An 18,055-nucleotide genomic window follows, 5' to 3' on the forward strand; every position below is an offset into this window, starting at 1 on the left:
CATGACCATCAATATCAACCGAAAGCTGCTGCTCACCGCGGCGCTGCCGCTCTTCCTCGCGGCGTGCGGTGGCACGGATACCGTCAAACCGGCCGACGAGCATGGCAAGGAGGAAGCCGGCCACGCCGACGAGGGCCAGATCACGCTCACGAACGAACAGATCAAGGTCGCCGGGATCGCGCTCGGCCGTCCGACCATCGGAAGCGTCGGCACGCTGCAACTGCCCGCGACGATCGAGGGCGATCCCCAAGCCACACAAGCGGTGTCGGCTGCGATCAGCGGGCGCATCGTCGCGCTCAATCGCAATCTTGGACAGAGCGTCGGCCGCGGGCAAACGCTCGCGATCGTCGAAAGCCGCGAGGCCGCGCAGCTTCAGGGCGAAGTACAGGCAACGCGCGCGCGGCTCGCGCTCGCCAACTCCAACCTGGCGCGCGAGGAGCGCCTGTTCGCGCAGCGCGTGTCGCCGGAACAGGATGTGATCGCGGCGCGCACGACGGCAACCGAAGCCAAGATCGCTTACCAGCTTGCGCAGCAACAGGTGTCGGCTGCGGGCGGCGGCGGCGGCCAACTCAACCGGATCGCAATCGCCGCACCAATTTCGGGACAGGTAATCGCGCGCAGCGTGATTCTCGGTCAGACGGTGGCTGCGGACGCCGAGCTTTATCGCATCGCCAATCTCTCGAGCGTTTCGCTGTCGTTCAACCTGCGGCCTGCCGACGCCGGGCGCATTCGTCCCGGCGCGATCGTTTCCATCGACGCGCCGGGGCGCCAGGCTACCGGCAAGATCAGTTTCGTCTCGCCCGCGCTCGATCCGGCCACGCGGCTCGTCCCGGCGATCGCGATCCTCGACAATCGCGCCGGGCAATGGCGGGTCGGCGAAGCGGTCACGGCGACCATCGCACTCGCCGGAGACAGCGGAGACACATCGATCAGCGTCCCGTTGAGCGCGGTCCAGACGGTCGAGGGAAAGAGCGTCATATTCGTCCGCACCAAGGGTGGCTTCGCCGCCGTTCCGGTGGTCCTCGGCGACCGTGCCGGTGCCAATGTGATCGTCCGCTCGGGACTCAAGGGCACCGAACAGATCGCCATTACCAACAGCTTCTCGCTCAAGTCGGAAATCGGCAAGGGCGAAGCAGGCCATGAGGACTAAGCCATGATCGCCCATATCGTCACCTGGGCGGTCGACAAGCGTTGGCTTGTCGTCCTGCTCACCGCCCTTGCCGCCGTTATCGGAGCCTTCGCGCTGTCGCGCCTGCCGATCGATGCGGTTCCCGACATCACCAACAACCAGATTCAGATCAACGTCCGCGCACCGGCGCTCTCGCCCGAACTTGTCGAGAAACAGGTCGCCTTCCCGATCGAGACTGCGCTCGCCGGCATTCCCGGCCTCGAATATACACGCTCGCTGAGCCGCAATGGCTTTGCGCAAGTGACCGCCGTCTTTACCGACAAGACCGACATCTACTTCGCACGCCAACAGGTCGGCGAGCGGCTGAACGAGGCGACCGAGACGATGCCGGACGGCGTGCGGCCCGAAATGGGGCCAATCGCGACGGGGCTCGGCGAAGTCTATATGTGGACGGTTCGGCTCGCCCACCGCAAGGACGACGTGCACAAGCCGGGCGAGCCCGGCCTTCAACCCGACGGCAGCTATGTGACACCCGAAGGCGAACGGCTCGTCACCCAAGCCGACAAGGCGACCTACCTGCGCACCGCACAGGATTGGATCGTGACCCCGCTGCTCCGTACCGTTCCGGGGGTCGCCGGCATCGATGCGATCGGCGGCTTTTCAAAGCAATATCTGGTCGTGCCCGACGTCCAGCGCCTTGCCGCGCTTGGCCTTGGCCTGACCGATCTCGCCGAAGCACTCGAACGCAACAACACAGCCGTCGGCGGCGGCGTGGTCGAACGCAACGGCGAAGGACTCGCGGTTCGCTCCGACGCGCTCGTGCGCGATGCTAGCGAGCTTTCGCGTATCGTCGTCGCGACGCGTGCAGGTGTTCCGATCACGCTCGATCAGGTCGCGACGGTTCGCACCGGGCAAGCGGTCCGCATGGGATCGGCGTCCGAAAATGGTACCGAGGTCGTCGTCGGGACCGCCATCATGCGGATCGGCGAAAACAGCCGCACGGTGGCGACCGCGGTTGCCGACCGGCTGCTGAACATCAACGCCTCGCTGCCGCCCGATGTGGTTATCGAGCCGGTGCTCGATCGCACCAAGCTGGTCAATGCGACGATCTGGACGGTCGGCAAGAATCTGACCGAAGGCGCGCTGCTCGTTATCGCCATACTCTTCCTGCTGCTCGGCAATTTCCGTGCCGCGCTCATTGCAGCGCTCGTCATTCCCGTGACCATGCTGCTCACCAGCTTTGGCATGCTGCACGCCGGCGTCTCGGCAAATCTGATGAGCCTCGGGGCGCTCGATTTCGGCCTCATCGTCGACGGCGCCGTGATCATCGTCGAAAATGCGCTGCGGCGCATGGCCGATTTCCAGCACCGGGAGGGACGGACGCTGACAAAGGAGGAAAGGCTGGCAACGGTAGCCGCTGCGGCGCGCGAGATGGTGCGGCCTTCGGTCTACGGGCAGGCGATCATCATCCTTGTCTATGTGCCCTTGCTCACCTTGAGCGGGGTTGAGGGCAAGACCTTCATCCCGATGGCGCTGACCGTGATCATCGCGCTCGCATTCGCCTTCATCCTCTCGCTGACCTTCGTGCCGGCAGCGATCGCCATCTGGCTGTCGAAACGCGTCGACGAAAAGGAGGGCCGCATCATGAGCTGGCTCAAACGGCGCTACGAACCCGGTCTCGACCGGGCCATGAGCAAACCGAAGATCACGATCGGCGCCGGCGTCGGCGGGTTCGTCGTCGCGGTCCTCGCCTTCTTCTCGCTCGGTCAGGTGTTCCTGCCGCAGCTCGATGAGGGCGACCTCTTGATCCAGGCATTCCGCGTTCCCTCGACCTCGGTCGAGCAGAGCCAGGCGATGCAGATCCCGATCGAACGGATGCTTTCAAAGCAGCCCGAGGTCGCGATTGTCTTTTCGAAGACCGGCACGGCGGACCTCGCATCCGATCCGATGCCGCCCAATGCAACCGACAATTTCGTGATCCTCAAACCCCGCAAGCAATGGCCTGATCCAAAGCTGACCAAGGCCGAGCTCGTCGAGCGGCTGGAAAAGGAGCTGAACAAGTTTCCGGGCAATGCCTATGAAATCACCCAGCCGATCCAGATGCGCTTCAACGAGCTGATCGCGGGGGTACGCGGCGATATCGCAATCAAGATCTTTGGCGACGATTTCGATACGATGAATTCCACCGCGCAGCAGATCGCCGCGATCCTGCGGAAGACCGGGGGCGCAAGCGATGTCCGGGTGGAGGAGACCGAGGGGCTGTCGCTGCTCGACATTCGCGTCAACCGCGACGCAATGGCGCGGCTTGGCGTGACCGCGCAGGATGTGCAGGATGTCGTGACCGCGACGATCGGCGGGCGCGAGGCCGGCACGATCTTCGAGGGCGACCGGCGCTTCCCCGTGGTCATCCGGCTGTCGGATGCAGAGCGCGCCGACCTGTCGGTGCTGGAACAGGTGCAGGTCCCGGTTGCGGGCGGCGGCTTCGTGCCGCTCGCGAGCGTTGCCGACATCCGTATCGTCGACGGCCCGAACCAGATCAGCCGCGAGAATGGCAAAAGGCGCGTCGTCGTGCAGGCCAATGTCCGCGACCGTGCGATCTCGGACGTCGTGTCCGACGCAAAGGCAGCCATAGCAAAAGATGTCCGGCTGCCCGCCGGTAGCTATCTCGAATGGGGCGGCCAGTTCGAGAATCTGGCCTCGGCGCGCGACCGGCTCGGGCTCGTCATCCCGGCGTGTTTCGTGCTGATTCTGCTGCTTCTCTACGGCGCGCTTCGGTCGACGCGCGATGCGGCGATCGTGTTTACGGGCGTGCCGTTGGCGCTGATCGGCGGCGTCCTTGCGCTGTTCCTGCGCGGCATGGACTTCTCCATCTCGGCCGCCGTCGGCTTCATCGCGCTATCGGGCATCGCGGTGCTCAACGGCCTTGTGATGGTATCGTCGATCCAGGAACTGATGCGCGCGGGCATGGAAAGAGCCGAAGCCGCACGGCAAGGCGCCCTACTCCGCCTCCGTCCCGTGGTGATGACCGCCCTGGTCGCAAGCCTCGGCTTCGTTCCGATGGCGCTCGCCACCGGCGCCGGCGCCGAGGTGCAGAAGCCGCTGGCAACGGTTGTGATCGGGGGGCTGATTTCGGCGACCTTGCTCACCCTTTTCCTGCTTCCGACCCTCTACGCGCGTTGGGGTGGGCGGATGACGAACAATGAAGGGGGCGGCGATGGCGCACACGCATAGTCGAACGCGCCGGAATCAACGGTGTCCCCGATAAAGCGAGATCGAACCCGTCGGGGTTGAAATCGCGCCGACTTCCTCGACTCCCCGAAATCCCGCTTCGCGCAGGATTTCGGGGACGCAGCCCCGCGCATTCGGCTCCGTAAGTTCGAAACCGTCGATCATCTGGACCTGACGAAAAAGCGTGCGCATCAACAATGTACGCTGCTCGCCATAGTCGGCGATGAAGAACTCGCCGCCCGGTTTCAGCAGCCGCCGCATCTGGCGAACGATCGCATGTTTCACGTCCATCGGACATTGATGGAGGACCAGGCTCGACACGATCTTGTCGCACGCCTGCAGGGGCTCGATGGCATCGAGCGCATCACCCATCGCCTCGAACCATCGCACCGTCACACCCGCATCGCGTGCCTTCTCCTCAGCGATCGCGAGCACCGCTGGATCGGGATCGACGCCCAGAATAATAGCTTCGGGTTCCGCCGCCTTGAGCGCGATCGCAAGCGTGCCGGTCCCGCAGCCGACGTCGACGATCGTTTCGCCCGCGCGCGGTGCAATCAGCCGGACCAGTTCGCCACGCCAACGCTTCTCGCGTGTCATCAGCGCGACGACGGTATCGTAGCTGCCGGTGTTGCCAGCCTTTCCCAGAGCCGGGACGAAGTCTCTTTTTGTTTCTGTCATGCTCCGTTTATAGCCCGCCCGGCGTCGGCGCGATTGAACGAAGCGGCTATCGCTGCGGAAGAATGTCGCTCGCACGAATGCCGAACATGGCCCTTGTCGTCCGCGCGAGATGCGCGGCGTCGGCGAAACCTGCCGCATGGGCCGCCTCCGTGACCGTCGTTCCCTCGATCAAGCTCTCGAATGCTGCAGCCAGGCGACGCCACAGGACAAAGCGCTGAAAGGGCAATCCGATCTCGGCGGCAAACAGATGCCGGAAGCGCCCAACCGAAAGCGTGCCCTCCGCGCAGATGTCGGCGAGGCGTATCGTGCCGGCGGGAAGCAATTGTTCGATTGCAATAATCGCCCGGGAAATGCGCGTATCGATGGCCGGGCGCGCCCTGCGTTCAGTCCAGTCCTTCCAGAATATTCGCGCCCCGGCGCCCGACACGATGCGAACATCTTCTTGGTCGAGGTGCTCGCGCAGGGCATCAGGCGGTCCAAAAGCGGTTGTCGGCTCGACATAACAGATCCGGGCACGGCCGCCCGGGCGCAGAAGATGGCGGGCGTTGGGTTCGATCAACAGGCAGGTTCCACAGATTTCGCACCCCTCATCGTCGATAACCCGCACCGGATCGTCTGAGAAGACCGCCTGCGCGGCGAAATGCCGGTGCAAGGTGGCGTCGCCAACGACGCCCGACCACCAGGCAATCTCTCCTGAAATCTGCAAATGCCCGTTCCAAGGCAAACCAGTCATGCCGGCTCCTGCCAATGATCCGGCCCCGGCGCCACCGCCGGTCGGAGCCGAGAGAAAAAACGAGGTACCAAGGCCTGCATTCCCGATATATTGCGAGCCCTAACAATTGAATGGGAGTGAGGAAAGATGAGCTATCGCCCCGAACGCGTTGAAGCCGAGGCGTCCGGCGGCTGCCAGTGCGGCGCGGTGCGCTGGCATGTGACGGCGGTGCTCGACAGCTCGCACATATGTCATTGCCGCATGTGCCAAAAGGCAGCAGGCAATTTTTTCATCGCGTTGATCGGCGTCCCGCGCGACGCGATCCGTTGGACGCGCGGTTCGCCGACCTGGTTCAAAAGCTCGGACAAGGCGGCGCGGGGCTTTTGTTCCAGTTGCGGGACACCGCTCGCCTATGACTATTTCGAGAGCCAGCATATCAACCTGACCACGGGGTCGTTCGATGATCCGGCGCGCTTCCCGCCGCAGGTCCAGTTCGGAATCGAAGGCCAGCTATCGCTGTTCGAGCATCTGCCCATCAAGGGCGAAGGCACGACCGAGGAAACGATGGCCGACTATGTCGGTGCCATCAAGGCGAGCAATCACCAGCATCCCGATCATGATACCGGCCGCTGGCCCGAATGACCTTCCCGTAGCGGCAGCGCTCCGATCGCCGCACTGGGGGTCAGGCCGAATGTCTGACGAAAGACGCGCGACAGATGCGCGGTGTCGGCGAAACCGGCATCCATCGCGGCGGTGCGGACAAGTGCACCCTCCTTCATCTGCGCCGCCGCATATTGGACCGCCGACCAACGCTTGAATTCGCGGAAGCTCTGTCCCGTCGTCGCGCGGAAATAACGAAGCGCCTGCGTGCGCTCCATGCCGAGCCGCTGCGCCAGTTCCTCCTGCGGCATGCGGCGCATTGGGTCGGCATAGATTGCGCGCACCGCATCGGCGACCGGCGTCGGTGGGCCTGGCCAGGATGCGGTCAGCTGCGCCCGCAGCGCATCGGCCGCTTCGCCCGCGCCGCCCAGCACCGCGTCCGCAAGCATTGCCTGCCTGCAGTCGAGACCGCGCGCCAACGGTACATCGAACGGGAAAGCCAGCCCATCGAGATAAAGAATATCGGCGCCGCGTGCAGGAAGCCCGATGCGGTGGACCACGCCGGGGCGGATCAACAGCATCTCGCCCTCGACCACCTCCCCGCCAAGTTCGAGCCGCAGCGACCCGCCGCGGCCGATCAAAATCCCCGTGACGGGATTCGCATGCGGCGCGAGCGAGCCGACGTCGACGGGCAACAGCGAATTCCGGAAAGGGGAGACCGGGTCGGGCATCGCTTCAGTATCTGCCGCGCCGACGCCACGCGCAAGCGCCGCCGCTAGCGCTCGATCCCGGCGCGCAGGAAAGCCGCATACATCTCACGCCCGTTCGGATAGACATCCTTGCGCGTCACCTCGCCCGCTTCGTTCACGGTGACGACGTCGAGCATCCCGACGCGCGCGGCAAACGGACCGCCGCCGGGTTCGGCAAGCGTCAGCACCATCGTCCATTCGAACACCCAATGATCGTCGCCATAGAGCCGGCGTCCCATTTCCATCGTGAAGTCGAATGTCGCGAACAATTGCCGGCAATGCTCGCGCAGCCGCTCGCGCCCCTTCACGGGCTCGGTGCCGTCGTGGAGGGCGAAGACCGTGTCCTCAGAATGGAGCGAGGCGATCAGGTCGGCGTCCTTCGTTTCCCAGCCGACATGATAGCGGTCGAACAGGTCCGCGACCGAAAGCGGCCGGTCGATCTGCGTGGCGAGGGTCATATCCATTCTCCCTTGATGTCGCCCGCCAGAATAGCGCGTCGTCGCCCAAGCGCGTTGAACAAACGTGCGGCCAATTTTCGCTAGCGCGCCGCCCTCCATCTGATAGCCCTGTCACCGGGCAGGGGAGCGCTTGAATATGGCGACACAATCGATCGAAGGCCGGGCCGACGGAAAACGGGTGACCTGGGTGGTCGCGCTGATCGCGCTGTCGGTGCTCCTGAACTATGTCGATCGCGGCGCAATCGGCGTTGCGGCTCCGCTGATGAAGGAGGAGTTGGGGCTGTCGGCTACCGGCTTCGGCCTTGCCGTCTCGGCCTTCTTCTGGGTCTATGCCCCGGCCTGCCTGTTCGTCGGCTGGCTCTGCGACCGTTTCTGCGTCTATCGGGTCTTTGCGCTTGGCGTCGCGGTCTGGGCGATCAGCACGGCGCTCACCGGTTTCGCCGGCGGGCTGATATCGCTGATCGTCCTGCGGCTGTTCCTCGGGCTTGGCGAGAGTATCGCCTTTCCCGGCAGCAGCAAGATTTTCGCCGCCGAAGTTCCCGTCGAGCGGCGCGGCATCGCGAATGCGTCGGTGTCCGCGGCGATCGCCTTCGGTCCGGCCATCGGGGTGCTCACCGGCGGCGCGATCCTCGGCGAATGGGGGTGGCGGCCGGTCTTCTGGATTTTCGGCGCGGTGACGCTGCTATGGCTTATTCCCTGGCAATTCGCCGCGGCACCGATGCGGGCACGTGCGCAAACAGTGCCGGCGAGCGAACGTGTCTCGATCCGCCGCCTGCTCCGCGTGCCGGCGCTATGGAAGATGAGCGTCGTCCATTTCCTGTCGAACTACGGCTTTTATTTCCTGCTCGCGTGGCTGCCGCTCTATCTCGTCAATACGCGGGGCTATTCGATCGGCGAAATGACGGCGCTGACGACGCTGAGTTTCACGGCGCAGGGGATCGTCGCACTCGTCGGCGGCTGGTTGTCCGACCGGATGGTCGCGAGGGGCGCCAATGAAGGCGAGGTGCGCCGCTGGCTGATGATCGCGGGACAAATCGCCATCGGCACGGCGACCGCCGGCATCGCCGTCGCTGACGGCTTTGCCGCGTTGGCGGCGTGGCTGGCGGTCGCGGGCTTCGGCGCGGGTTTGATCGCCACCAATCTCTTCGCCATCGGCCAGATTTTCGCGGGGCCGCGCGCCGCGGGCAGCTGGATCGGCGTACAGAATGCGCTTGGCAATATCTCGGGCATCGTGGGCCCGATCATCACCGGGCTGATCGTCGATTACCTCGGCGGCTATGGCTACGCCTTTGCGACGGCCGCCGCGCTGTCGCTGCTCGGCGCCCTGCTGTGGTGGAAGCTCATCCCCGAAATCCGCACGCTCGACCTTTAATCGATCCGTTCGAGATCGAGCAGATACGCCTTGGCCTCCAGCCCGCCCGCAAAGCCCGTCAACTTGCCGTTCGATCCGACGACGCGATGGCATGGCGCGATGATCGAAATCGGGTTGCGGCCGTTGGCGGCGCCCACCGCGCGCGAAGCACCCGGATTGCCGAGTTGATCGGCGATCTCGCCATAGCTGCGAGTCTCGCCGAACGGGATGGCGAGCAGCGCCGCCCACACGCGCTTCTGGAAATCGGTCCCTGCAAAGGATAGCGGCACGTCGAACGCGCGGCGTTCGCCGGCAAAATATTCGGCCAATTGCCGTTCGGTTTCGACGAGAACCGGATGGCCCGCCTTTTCCGTGAGCGCGCCGAGCCGGACCCGGTCGGGGCTGTCATTTTCCCACAATATGGCGGCGAGACCGCGATCGTCGGCGACCAGTGTCAATTCGCCAACGGGCGACCAGATTGTTTTGGAATAATAAGTCACGGGATGGTTCCTCTATCTGTCATTCGCTGTCGCACTTTGATGCTGAAATTCATATGGCGGAGCCCACGTAGCGATGCGTCCCGAATCTTGCGCCCAACCTCGATGGAAAGACTGCCATGACCCCCACCGCCACCATTCTTCTGCTCGGTTCGGGCGAACTGGGCCGCGAATTCGTGATTTCGGCGAAGCGGCTCGGTTGCCGCGTGATCGCCTGCGACAGCTATGAAGGGGCGCCCGCTATGCAGGTCGCCGACGGCTTCGAAGTCTTCTCGATGCTCGACGGCGACGCGTTACGCGCGACCATAGAGAAGCATCGGCCCGATCATATCGTCCCCGAGGTCGAGGCGATCCGCACCGAAATCCTCGCCGAAGTCGAAGCCGAGGGCTTCCACGTCGTTCCCTCGGCGCGCGCGGCGCAGCTCACGATGAACCGCGACGCGATCCGCGACCTCGCCGCGAGCGAACTCGGCCTCAGGACATCGACCTTCGAATATGCGACCACCCGCGAAGAGCTGGCTGCGGCGGCCGGACGCATCGGCTTCCCGCTCGTCGTCAAACCGGTGATGTCCTCGTCGGGCAAGGGACAGAGCACGGTGAAGGACGCCGCCGGCATCGACGCCGCGTGGGATTATGCCGCCGCCGGGATGCGCGGCGACCGGCTGCGCGTGATCGCCGAGGCGTTTATCGACTTCGACTATGAAATCACCCTGCTCACCGTTCGTCACAAGGACGGCGTAACTTTCTGCCCGCCAATCGGCCACCGGCAGGAACGCGGCGACTATCGCGAAAGCTGGCAGCCCGCAGCGATGTCGGATGCGGCGCTCGCCGCGGCGCAGGACATGGCGACCAAGGTCGTCGATGCCCTTGGCGGCCACGGCATCTTCGGCGTCGAATATTTCGTGAAGGGCGACGAGGTCATCTTCTCCGAACTCTCGCCGCGCCCGCACGACACGGGAATGGTGACGCTAATCTCGCAATCGCTCTCGGAATTCGACCTGCATGCGCGTGCGATCCTCGGCCTGCCCATCCCGGCGATCACCGTAGCCGACGCCAGCGCAAGCGCCGTGCTGCTCGCCGACCGCGATGCTGCCGATTTCGCGATCACCGGCCTCGCCGACGCACTAACGCCGCCGAACACCGCAACCGCCATCGATGCGCGCATCTTTGGCAAACCCGTGACGCGGCCATACCGCCGCATGGGCGTCGCGCTGGCCAAGGTCGCGGGCGGCACCACCGACGAGGCGCGCGCGGCGGCTGTTGCGGCAGCGTCGAAGCTCATAATCGAGTATCGATAAGCGGCGGAAACTACCGCTAGCGACCGATTGCGGACAGATTCTCTCCTCGTCACCCCGGGCTTGACCCGGGGTCCCGCTTGACGCCGAAGCCAGTGAGTGCGTCAAAAAGCGGGATCCCGGGTCAAGCCCGGGATGACGAGAGCGAAGAAACGACCGGACACTAACGACGGTAATATGTGCCCCGGCGAAGGCCGGGGTCCAGGGCGGCAATCCGCACAGCTCGGCTTTCCAATGCCCTGGGCCCCGGCCTTCGCCGGGGTACAACCTAGTAGCAAACGTCCGCTCCCCACCCCAAAACAGACATCGCCTTCAAATAGGTCTTTCCTACATTATCCGGCCGTGCCAGCCTTCATCCGGCTCTTTCATTCGGTGAACAAAAATGCGGTCGCTGCCCAGCTTGCGGGTACGACCATTATCGGACGTGCCGCGCACATCCAGCACCCCACGACTTGCAGATCGGGGCGCTCAATGGGCTGAACTTTCCTGAACTTTGGAATATTGCGCGGCTCTTGCGCCGATCCGATCCGGATCCAGCCGGGCGATGTCCAAAGAGGGCAACGGCAGCTCCCCCGCCCCAGAACCGACGCCCCCACCCACCCCCGCCCTCAGGGCATCGCGGATCATATTCGCTTCATTCTTCACGAACGCCGGATTACGCCGGGCTATGGTCGATCGCGCCGCCCCGCTGACCCGAACGCTGGCCGTTGCCGCGATACTGGTTTCCGTCGTCCTGATCCCCCTTGCCTTTCGCGATCAGTTCATGGCGGCGAGCGATGCGGTGCTGGCGGCGTCGGACGAACGCCCGTTTGCTGCCGCGGCGCTGATCGTCGGTGCGCTGACCCTCGATGTCTTTTTGCCCGTTCCCAACGGCGTGACCAACACGCTGGCGGGCGCGGCCTTCGGCTTCACAATCGGTACGGTCGTCATATGGCTTGGCCTGATGGGCGCAAGCCTTGCGGGCTATGCGATCGGGCGTTGGGCCGCCCGGCCGCTCGCTGCAAGACTACTGGGCGCCGACGACCTCGACCGCGCGCACCGGCTCGCCGAGCAGGCCGGCCCGATCGCGCTCATCATCTCGCGGCCCGTCCCGATCCTTTGTGAAGTGGTGGCTATCGCGGCGGGCGTGGCCGGAATGGCGTTCTGGCGCTTCGTACTGGCGATGGCGCTCGGCAATCTGGGCGTGGCGGTGGTGTTCGCGGCGATCGGTGCGGCCGCTGTCGAGAGCGCATCGTCCGGACTGCTCATGCTCGGCGCGGTCGGGCTTCCGCTTGCCGCGTGGCTCGCATGGCAAGGCATCGAACGATGGCGCAACGCAAAGAGGAAGAAAGCGGGAACAGCGCCCTAGGCCGCCCGCGCCTCCCCTGCTACATCCGCGCCATGTCGGACAAGAATCATCTCTATCTGGTCGATGGCTCCAGCTACATCTTCCGCGCCTATCACCGCCTGCCGCCGCTGACGAACCCCAAGGGGGTGCCCGTCGGCGCGGTCTATGGCTACACGACGATGCTGTGGAAGCTCGCAAAGGATCTCCACGACGCCGACGGGCCGACGCATCTTGCGGTGATCCTGGACCATAGCAGCCAGTCGTTCCGCAACGAAATCTACGACCAGTATAAGGCGAACCGGCCCGAGCCGCCCGAGGATCTGCGCCCGCAATTCCCGCTGATCCGCGACGCGACGCGTGCCTTTTCGCTGCCTTGCATCGAGATGGAGGGGTTTGAGGCGGACGACCTGATCGCCTCCTATGCCGAAGCCGCCGTGCGCGAAGGCTGGGACGTCACGATCGTTTCGTCCGACAAGGACCTGATGCAGCTGATCCGCGAACCCGCCGAAGGTCCTCAGGTCGACATGCTCGACACGATGAAGAATGTCCGGCTGGGATTGGAAGCGGTGAACGAGAAGTTCGGCGTCACCCCCGATCTGGTCGGCGACGTGCTCGCGCTGATGGGCGACAGTGTCGATAATGTCCCCGGCGTGCGCGGGGTCGGGCCAAAGACCGCGACCAAGCTGATCCAGGAATATGGCAATCTCGCCGCCGCGCTCGACGGCGCCGAGACGATGAAGGCCAGCAAGCTGCGCGACAATCTGATCGAGCATCGCGCGATGGCCGAACTGTCGCGCATCCTGGTCGACCTGAAGCGCGACGTTGCGCTGCCCGACGCGCTCGATACGCTGAAGCTCGGGGCGATCCCGCCTGAACCGCTCAAGCTGTTCCTCGACGAACATGGTTTCCGATCGTTGTCGGCCAAGCTCGATCTTGGCGCCACGCCTGGCGGCCCGCCGACCTTCCCGCGCGCCAACGCCGCGCCGGTTGCCGCTGTCGCAGGGCCATCGACGCCGACGCTGCCCGCCATGCCGCCCATCGACCGGTCGGCTTATGAATGCATCACCACGGTCGAAGCGCTCGATCGCTGGATCGCCGAAGCGCATGCCGCGCATGTCGTCGGGATCGACACCGAAACGGCAAGCCTCGACAGCGTCACCGGCCGTCTCGTCGGGGTCAGCATGGCCACCGCGCCGGGCCGCGCCTGCTATATCCCGCTCGGTCACGGCGGCACCGACATGTTCGCCGAAAAGCCCGAGCAGATCGCGATGGATGTCGCGATCGGGCGCCTGCACGCACTGTTCGCCGACGATGCGGTGCTGAAGGTCGGGCATAATCTGAAATATGACATCGGCGTGCTCGCGCAGCATGGCGTCACCGTCGCGCCCTATGACGACACGCTGGTGATGAGCTTTGCGCTCGATGCTGGCAAGCATCAGCACGGCCTCGACGAACTGGCCAAGCTTCACCTCGATCACACGTGTCTGACCTTCAAGGAAATGTGCGGGACGGGCAAGTCGCAGATCAGCTTTGCAGAGGTGCCGCTCGACCGCGCGACGCAATATGCCGCCGAAGATGCCGACGTCGCGCTGCGCCTGTGGAAGCTGCTGAAGCTGCGCCTGCCCATCGAGGGCGGGACGCGAATCTACGAGATGGTCGACCGCCCGCTGGCGTCGATCGTCGAGGGCATGGAGCGCGCCGGCATCATGGTCGACCGCGAATATCTCGCGCGCCTGTCGGGCGAATTCGCGACCGACATGCTGCGTATCGAGGGCGAAATTCACGGCCTTGCAGGTCAGCCGTTCGCGATCGGCAGCCCGAAGCAACTCGGCGAAATCCTGTTCGACAAACTTGGCCTCAAGGGCGGCCGCAAGGGCAAGTCGGGCGACTGGTCGACCGACCTCAGCGAACTCGAACGGCTCGAGCGCGACGGCGTACCGATCGCCCGCAAAATCTTGGAATGGCGTCAACTTTCGAAGCTGAAGTCGACCTATACCGATGCGCTGCAGCAACAGATTAATGCGACGACCGGGCGTGTCCACACCAGCTACAGCCTCGTCGGCGCGCAGACCGGACGATTGTCGTCGACCGACCCGAACCTTCAGAACATCCCGATCCGCACCGAAACCGGGCGCCAGATCCGCGACGCCTTCATCGCCGCGCCCGGCCATGTCCTGATCGCCGCCGACTATAGCCAGATCGAACTCAGGCTTGCCGCGCATATGGCGGACGTCCCCGAGCTCAAGGAAGCCTTTGCGCGCGGCGACGACATCCATAGCGCGACCGCGATCGAATTGTTCGGCGAGGTCAATCGCGACACGCGCGGCAAGGCGAAGACGGTCAATTTCTCGATCCTCTACGGCATTTCGCGCTGGGGTCTTGCGGGCCGCCTCGAAGTCACGCCCGACGAGGCGCAGGCGCTGATCGCGCGCTATTTCGAGCGGTTTCCTGGGATTTCGGACTATATCACCGACACGCTCGAAAGCGCCCGCGCCAAAGGCTATACCGAGACCTTGTTCGGCCGCAAAACCTGGTTCCCGCGTATCAAGGCCGCGAACCAGAATGAACGCGCGGGCAGCGAGCGCGCCGCGATCAATGCGCCGATCCAGGGCACGAGCGCCGACCTGATCAAGCGCGCGATGGCGCGGATGCCAAAGGCGCTGGAGGACGCCGGACTCTCCGACGTTCGCATGCTGCTCCAGGTCCATGACGAACTCGTCTTCGAAGCGCCCGAAGACAAGGCCGAGGCCGCGGGTGCTGTCATCCGCGGGGTGATGTCGGCAGCAGCTGAGCCCGCGCTCAAACTCTCGGTCCCGCTTGAGGTGGAAGTCGGCATCGGCAAAAGCTGGGGCGAAGCACATTGATCGCTGCCCTGATGTTCGTCGCGGCGCTTACCGCCGATCCCTCCGGTGCGCCTGCTGAAACCGCGCCCGTTTCGGCGCCCGCGCGCCCATCGCCGATTGCCGAAACCGATCTGCGCGAATTCGCTGCGATCGCGGGCCGCAAGGTCGTCGGCCGCCCCGTGGGCGGTCCCTATGCGACGGCCGACAAGGTTCTGCTGATCGCGCGCGACGACAAGGGCTATCCGGTCATCGCCGCAAGCATCGGCTTTCCGGTGCGACAGTCCTTGCCAGCCCCGCCAGCGAGAACATTCGCGGTCATTCGCCTTCACCAGCGCTCCGAAACCATCGTCCCTGGTCCCACCCCCGACGACCTGGCCTTTGTCGCCGCGAACAGGCTGCCACTGTTCGTGATCGGCGAATGGGCCCGCCCGGCGCCGATGTGGGAAGTCGCATGGGTGGACGATGCGGTGCGGTATCGCACGATCGGCGAGGTCGGAGAAATCGGGCCCTGGCAGGACTGATCGTCGCACGCACGCGCCGCACCGACCGCCCTGCCCTTTCGCAAACGCAACTTTGCCTCTATGACGCCGCGATGACATCTGGCCGGCACTTATGTGACAGCCGGCAACAAAGGGTCCTCATGAGCAAGTTCGAACCCGTCGCAAAAGCGCCGGTCCGCATCCAGCAGAACATCCTCGCGCGCAGCGAGCGCCGTCTTCTCAACTGGTTATGCGCGCGCCTTCCGGGCTGGGTCACCCCCGACCAGCTTACCACGCTCGGCTTCGCCGGAGCGGTGCTCGTCGCGGCGGGTTATCTGCTCAGCTGGTTCGACAGCGAATGGCTCGGGCTTTCGCTGGCCGGCTATATCGTCAACTGGTTCGGCGATTCGCTGGACGGCAGCCTGGCGCGCTGGCGCGGGATCGAGCGGCCGAACTATGGTTATTTTGTCGATCACAGCGTCGATGCGCTTGCGACACTGCTGATGATCAGCGCGATCGGGATGAGCCCCTATATGCGGCTCGACGTCGCGCTGATGGCAGTGATCGGCTATTTTCTGCTATCGATACACACGTTCATTGCCGCGAAGATCCTCGGCGAATTCCGCCTGTCCTATATGGCGGGCGGCCCGACCGAGCTGCGGCTGATGCTGATGGCGATGACGATTTCGATGCCGATCATCGGTGGCGGCGATATCGGCGGCACCAATTTTTCAGCCTTCGACCTGTTCGCCCTCGTGGTCGCGAGCATTCTCGTCACGCTGTTCATCGTCCAGACGTCCGCGACCGCGCGGATGCTGCGGCGCCGCGGAAACTGATACGTGGCGTAGGGGCACCAGCACGCTCCCCCACCTGGCCTCCCCAACGATAGTAGCCTATGGGAGGCCGGGTGGGGGAGCGTGCTGGTGCCGCTACTCCTCCTGAGTTTCAGCGCCGCTCGCGCGCCTGCGGATAGGTTCCCAGCAAGCGCAGCGACTTGGTCTGGAAATCGAGCTCCTCGAGCGCGCGGTCAATCCGCTCGTCGCCCGGCGCGCCGACGATATCGCAGTAAAATTGCGTCGCAGCAAAGCTGTCACCGGTCTGATAGCTTTCTAGCTTGGTCATATTGACGCCATTGGTCGCAAAGCCGCCGAGCGCCTTGTAAAGCGCGGCGGGGATATTCTTCACCTCGAACATGAAGGTCGTCATCACCGGGCCGGTGATCGCCGCAACATCGGCCAGCGGTTCGCGCGCTAGTATGACGAAACGCGTCGTATTGTGATCGGCGTCCTCCATCCCGGTACCGTGCAGCGTCAGCCCATAGAGTTCGGCGGCGTGCGGCGGCGCGAGTGCAGCAAGGCCGACCTCGTCGCTGTCGGCGACCCATGCGGCAGCGCCTGCCGTATCGCTGTGCGCGACCGGCGCGATATTGTTGGTGCGCAGCCAGTGACGGCATTGGCCGAGCGCCTGCTCATGGCTCATCGCGCGCGTCACAGGGCCAAGATCGCGGCTCATCAAGCCATAGCGGATCGGCAGAAAATGCTCGCCGACGATCGACAGACCGGATTCGGGTAGCAGGAAGTGAATGTCGGCGACGCGGCCGTGCAGGCTGTTTTCAATCGGAATGATCGCGCGGTCGACGCGGCCATCGCGCACGGCGTCGATCGCGTCCTGAAATGCATAGCAGGGCAGCGGCAGCGAGTTTGCGTCATATTCGCGCGCGGCGAGGTCGCTGTTCGCGCCCGGCGCGCCCTGGAACGCCAGCCCGCGCGCGGGTTCGGCGAGTGCCGCTGCGCGCATTTCGTCGACCAGATGCTGTGCCGAAGCCGAATAACTGCCCATGATTGCCTTCCCAAGCTGGAGCCGCGGCGCATAGCCGCCCTACCGCACCTGCGCAACCGGTGCACGGCCGGTCCCTCGCGCGATTTCATCCCCTTGCGCCGTCGCCGCCGCGCCAGTAAGGGAGCGTCCAAATCAAATATGCGCCCGGTAAGCGGGCGCCCGTAAACGGGGCTGCTAGAGCATGGACAATCGCAACAATACTATTGCCGGCTGGGTGCTTTTTGCTGGCATTTGCGCGCTGGGCCTGACGATCGGGTCGAGCATGTTGTTTGCCAGCCACAATCCCGAAATGCCCGGCTTTCCGATCGAAGACGCCGAAGCTGGCGCGGGTGGCGGCGAATTGGCCGTGCCGCTCGCCAACCTGCTCGCCGCCGCCGATCCGGCGAAAGGCGAAGCGGTATTCGCGAAATGCGCCGCATGCCACACGATCGCTTCGGGCGGCGCCAACGGCATCGGTCCGAATCTGTTCGGTACGATGGGCGAAGAAATCGGCCATGGTAAGCATGGTTTCGCCTTCTCGGCCGCGCTCGCCGGCATGGGTGGCAGCTGGGACTTCGAAAAGATGAACGCGTGGCTGACCAGCCCGCGTAAATTCGCTCCCGGCACCAAAATGTCGTTCGCGGGCCTGTCGAGCCCCGAAGATCGCGCGAATCTGATCGTCTATCTGAACGCACAGGGCTCGAACCTGCCGCTGCCCGCAGCCGAAGCAGCGCCCGCCGCCGCGGCAGAAGGCGCGGCTCCGGCCGAAGGCGCCGCCGCTGCACCGGCAGCCGAAGGTGCTGCAGCCGCTCCGGCCGCAGCCGGCGCCCCTGCCGCAGCAACCCCCGCTCCGGCCGAAGCCAAGAAATAATGCGGCTCCCCCCCCCCCCC

Annotated in this window: 16 protein-coding genes; 10 read left to right on the forward strand and 6 right to left on the reverse strand. The window is 64.7% G+C overall.

What is annotated here, in order from left to right; genetic code table 11:
- The first annotated feature begins 1 nt into the window (after position 1).
- Complete coding sequence (locus tag SC1_RS14630) at positions 2-1,150, forward strand: efflux RND transporter periplasmic adaptor subunit (protein ID WP_062183162.1); 1,149 nt, start codon at positions 2-4, stop codon at positions 1,148-1,150.
- Positions 1,151-1,153: 3 nt separating this feature from the next.
- Complete coding sequence (locus SC1_RS14635) at positions 1,154-4,360, forward strand: efflux RND transporter permease subunit (RefSeq protein ID WP_062183165.1); 3,207 nt, start codon at positions 1,154-1,156, stop codon at positions 4,358-4,360.
- A gap of 15 nt (positions 4,361-4,375) precedes the next feature.
- On the opposite strand, the gene SC1_RS14640 is transcribed toward SC1_RS14635, so the two are convergent.
- A complete protein-coding gene (locus SC1_RS14640) occupies positions 4,376-5,035 on the reverse strand; it encodes a class I SAM-dependent methyltransferase (protein WP_062183168.1) in 660 nt (219 codons plus the stop codon).
- A gap of 46 nt (positions 5,036-5,081) precedes the next feature.
- Positions 5,082-5,783, reverse strand: a complete 702-nt coding sequence (locus tag SC1_RS14645) for a helix-turn-helix domain-containing protein (protein WP_152682408.1) — start codon at positions 5,781-5,783, stop codon at positions 5,082-5,084.
- 111 nt (positions 5,784-5,894) lie between these two features.
- Between SC1_RS14645 and SC1_RS14650 the strand changes: the two genes are divergently transcribed.
- The gene (locus SC1_RS14650) at positions 5,895-6,389 is read left to right on the forward strand and encodes a GFA family protein (protein WP_062183174.1); all 495 of its coding nucleotides are present in this window, start codon (positions 5,895-5,897) and stop codon (positions 6,387-6,389) included.
- Here SC1_RS14650 and SC1_RS14655 read toward each other — a convergent pair.
- Positions 6,362-7,042, reverse strand: a complete 681-nt coding sequence (locus tag SC1_RS14655; RefSeq protein ID WP_238586709.1) for an AraC family transcriptional regulator — start codon at positions 7,040-7,042, stop codon at positions 6,362-6,364. The genes SC1_RS14650 and SC1_RS14655 overlap by 28 nt on opposite strands.
- 80 nt (positions 7,043-7,122) lie before the next feature.
- Entirely contained in the window at positions 7,123-7,554 is a 432-nt protein-coding gene (locus SC1_RS14660; protein WP_193749186.1) for a nuclear transport factor 2 family protein, read from the reverse strand.
- 136 nt (positions 7,555-7,690) lie between these two features.
- Here SC1_RS14660 and SC1_RS14665 point away from each other — a divergent pair, with 136 nt between their 5' ends.
- Entirely contained in the window at positions 7,691-8,926 is a 1,236-nt protein-coding gene (locus tag SC1_RS14665; RefSeq protein ID WP_062183181.1) for an MFS transporter, read from the forward strand.
- On the opposite strand, the gene SC1_RS14670 is transcribed toward SC1_RS14665, so the two are convergent.
- Positions 8,923-9,405, reverse strand: a complete 483-nt coding sequence (locus SC1_RS14670) for a methylated-DNA--[protein]-cysteine S-methyltransferase (protein ID WP_062183184.1) — start codon at positions 9,403-9,405, stop codon at positions 8,923-8,925. The genes SC1_RS14665 and SC1_RS14670 overlap by 4 nt on opposite strands.
- 116 nt (positions 9,406-9,521) lie before the next feature.
- Between SC1_RS14670 and purT the strand changes: the two genes are divergently transcribed.
- From purT to SC1_RS14695, 5 genes are all read left to right on the forward strand, one after another.
- A complete protein-coding gene (gene purT / locus SC1_RS14675; RefSeq protein ID WP_062183187.1) occupies positions 9,522-10,700 on the forward strand; it encodes a formate-dependent phosphoribosylglycinamide formyltransferase in 1,179 nt (392 codons plus the stop codon).
- Positions 10,701-11,364: 664 nt separating this feature from the next.
- Positions 11,365-12,045 carry a TVP38/TMEM64 family protein gene (locus SC1_RS14680; RefSeq protein ID WP_062183190.1) on the forward strand — a complete coding sequence of 227 codons (681 nt, stop codon included), beginning with the start codon at positions 11,365-11,367 and terminating at the stop codon, positions 12,043-12,045.
- 32 nt (positions 12,046-12,077) lie between these two features.
- A complete protein-coding gene (gene polA, locus SC1_RS14685) occupies positions 12,078-14,888 on the forward strand; it encodes a DNA polymerase I (protein ID WP_062184256.1) in 2,811 nt (936 codons plus the stop codon).
- Complete coding sequence (locus SC1_RS14690; RefSeq protein WP_062183193.1) at positions 14,885-15,388, forward strand: hypothetical protein; 504 nt, start codon at positions 14,885-14,887, stop codon at positions 15,386-15,388. The genes polA and SC1_RS14690 overlap by 4 nt, the downstream gene beginning before the upstream one ends.
- A 119-nt stretch (positions 15,389-15,507) precedes the next feature.
- Positions 15,508-16,182: a CDP-alcohol phosphatidyltransferase family protein gene (locus SC1_RS14695; protein ID WP_062183196.1), complete on the forward strand. Its 675-nt coding sequence runs from the start codon at positions 15,508-15,510 to the stop codon at positions 16,180-16,182.
- A gap of 109 nt (positions 16,183-16,291) precedes the next feature.
- Here SC1_RS14695 and SC1_RS14700 read toward each other — a convergent pair whose 3' ends face one another.
- A complete protein-coding gene (locus SC1_RS14700; protein WP_062183199.1) occupies positions 16,292-17,185 on the reverse strand; it encodes a prephenate dehydratase in 894 nt (297 codons plus the stop codon).
- Positions 17,186-17,366: 181 nt separating this feature from the next.
- Between SC1_RS14700 and SC1_RS14705 the strand changes: the two genes are divergently transcribed.
- On the forward strand, positions 17,367-18,035 hold the full coding sequence (locus tag SC1_RS14705) for a cytochrome c family protein (protein ID WP_062183202.1): 669 nt from the start codon (positions 17,367-17,369) through the stop codon (positions 18,033-18,035).
- The last annotated feature ends 20 nt before the right edge of the window (positions 18,036-18,055 follow it).

The organism is Sphingopyxis sp. C-1 (assembly GCF_001047015.1).
GTDB lineage: Bacteria > Pseudomonadota > Alphaproteobacteria > Sphingomonadales > Sphingomonadaceae > Sphingopyxis.

Excerpts from the sequence above, each read along its gene's own strand:
- SC1_RS14630 (WP_062183162.1), top strand. The coding sequence starts at position 2 with ATGACCATCAATATCAACCGAAAGCTGCTGCTCACCGCGGCGCTGCCG.
- SC1_RS14635 (WP_062183165.1), top strand. The coding sequence starts at position 1,154 with ATGATCGCCCATATCGTCACCTGGGCGGTCGACAAGCGTTGGCTTGTC.
- SC1_RS14640 (WP_062183168.1), bottom strand. The coding sequence starts at position 5,035 with ATGACAGAAACAAAAAGAGACTTCGTCCCGGCTCTGGGAAAGGCTGGC.
- SC1_RS14650 (WP_062183174.1), top strand. The coding sequence starts at position 5,895 with ATGAGCTATCGCCCCGAACGCGTTGAAGCCGAGGCGTCCGGCGGCTGC.
- SC1_RS14660 (WP_193749186.1), bottom strand. The coding sequence starts at position 7,554 with ATGACCCTCGCCACGCAGATCGACCGGCCGCTTTCGGTCGCGGACCTG.
- SC1_RS14665 (WP_062183181.1), top strand. The coding sequence starts at position 7,691 with ATGGCGACACAATCGATCGAAGGCCGGGCCGACGGAAAACGGGTGACC.
- purT (WP_062183187.1), top strand. The coding sequence starts at position 9,522 with ATGACCCCCACCGCCACCATTCTTCTGCTCGGTTCGGGCGAACTGGGC.
- SC1_RS14680 (WP_062183190.1), top strand. The coding sequence starts at position 11,365 with ATGGTCGATCGCGCCGCCCCGCTGACCCGAACGCTGGCCGTTGCCGCG.
- polA (WP_062184256.1), top strand. The coding sequence starts at position 12,078 with ATGTCGGACAAGAATCATCTCTATCTGGTCGATGGCTCCAGCTACATC.
- SC1_RS14695 (WP_062183196.1), top strand. The coding sequence starts at position 15,508 with ATGAGCAAGTTCGAACCCGTCGCAAAAGCGCCGGTCCGCATCCAGCAG.
- SC1_RS14700 (WP_062183199.1), bottom strand. The coding sequence starts at position 17,185 with ATGGGCAGTTATTCGGCTTCGGCACAGCATCTGGTCGACGAAATGCGC.
- SC1_RS14705 (WP_062183202.1), top strand. The coding sequence starts at position 17,367 with ATGGACAATCGCAACAATACTATTGCCGGCTGGGTGCTTTTTGCTGGC.